The 1,820-nt window shown below is 69.2% G+C and carries 1 protein-coding gene; it reads left to right on the top strand.

What is annotated here, in order from left to right; all coding sequences use genetic code 11:
• Nucleotides 1-111: 111 nt before the first annotated feature.
• Nucleotides 112-1,820, top strand: a 1,709-nt coding sequence (locus AC07DW_RS34290) for an IS1182 family transposase (protein WP_478861500.1), incomplete at its 3' end; no start/stop codon positions are given.

The following is a 1,820-nucleotide window of genomic DNA, read 5'->3' as shown; positions in this document are numbered from 1 at the left end:
GACCCTGGTGGCTAATTCAGTGCTCGGTTGATGCTGCGCCAGCGGGTTCGGGATCATGGGGTGCGGTCGTCACGTCTGGTATCCGGCCGTAGGACGGAGTGTGTGGTGTCGGTGCAGCCCCAGCCTTGGCCGGAGCCTTCTCCGCAGATCGCGGCGGCGATCGCGTCGATGTACCGGGGGAAGCGGGAGAAGCCGTTGGCGGTGCAGGTCCGGGACCGGCTGGGGGAGCTGTTCCCGGACGCCGAGTTCGCTGCCGCTTTTGGGCAGCGAGGCCGTCCGGGGTGGTCTCCGGGGCGGCTGGCGCTGGTGACAGTGTTGCAGCGGGTGGAGAACCTGACCGACCGGCAGGCCGCTGACCAGGTGCGGGAGAACCTGGCGTGGAAATACGCCCTCGGGCTGGAGCTGGCCGACCCCGGCTTCGACCACACCGTGCTGGCGGAGTTCCGCACCCGGGTGGTCGAACACGGCCTGGAGGAGCGGGCGCTGGACCTGCTGCTGACCCGTCTGGCCGCACTCGGACTGCTCGGCGCCGGGGGCAAGCAGCGCACCGATTCCACCCACATCGTGGCCGCGGTGCGCGAGCTCAACCGCCTGGAACTGGCCGGGGAGAGTGTCCGGGCTGCGCTGGAGGCGCTTTCGTCGGCAGCCCCCGACTGGATCTCCCAGGTCCTGGACCCGTCCTGGTCACTCCGGTATACCGCCCGCATCGACACTTGGCGCCTGCCGACGTCGAAGACGAAGAGGGACGCGCTCGCCCTGGACTACGCCCGTGACGGGTACGCGCTGCTGGGCGCCGTCCACGATCCGCGTTCCCCGGCCTGGCTGCGTGAACTGCCCGCGGTGCAAACCCTGCGCACCGTGCTGATCCAGAATTACACCCGCACCGTGGCGGGTGGGCGGGAGGTGGTCAAGCGGCGGGAGAAGCAGGAGGACGGCGGGGACGGCCTGCCTCCCGGAGAGACCCGTATAGCCTCCCCCTACGACACCCAGGCCCGCTGGTCCGCCAAAGGTGACACCTTCTGGCTGGGCTACAAGCTGCACATCTCCGAGACCTGCTCGCGCCCCGCGCCGGGCGCGGACCCCAGGGCAGCCCCCGACCGCCCGAACCTGATCACGAACGTGACGACCACCGCCGCCACGCTGCCCGACACCAAGGCCCTGGAAGCCGTCCACACCTGCCTGGACACCCGCGGTCTGCTGCCCCACGAGCACTACCTGGACTCCGGCTACCCCAGCGCCGAGCTCATCGTCTCCTCGTTCAAGCAGCATGGCGTCGCGCTGATCACCCCGGTCCTGCTCGACCACTCCCGCCAGGCCAAGGCCAAGGACGGCTTCGCCGCCCACGACTTCACCATCGACTGGGAAACCGAGAAGGCGATCTGCCCCGCCGGGAAGACCAGTACCACCTGGAACCCCGTGATCCAGAACGGCACCCCGAAGACAGTCGTCTCCTTCGCCGCCGCCGACTGCGGCCCCTGCCCATTCAAGGAGCAGTGCACCAGTGCCCGCAGCAACCGCCGCCAACTCTCCATTCACACACGGCAAATGTTCGAAGCCCTACGCGCCGCCCGCACCGAACAGCAGACCGAGGACTGGAAGGCCGACTACGCCTTACGCGCCGGCATCGAAGGCACCGTCTGGCAGGTCACCCACCGCACCGGCGCCCGACGGACCCCCTACCGAGGCCTGGCCAAGACCCACCTCAACCACGTCTGCTGCGCCACCGCCATCAACCTGATCCGCCTCAACGCCTGGTGGAACGGTCATCCACTCGACCGAACCCGCACCAGCCACCTCGCCCGGCTCAACCTCACTCTCGC

Source organism: Streptomyces sp. NPDC045701, assembly GCF_056432045.1.
Note: the sequence above shows the minus strand (reverse complement) of the source record. Positions and strands in the feature narration are given on the sequence as shown.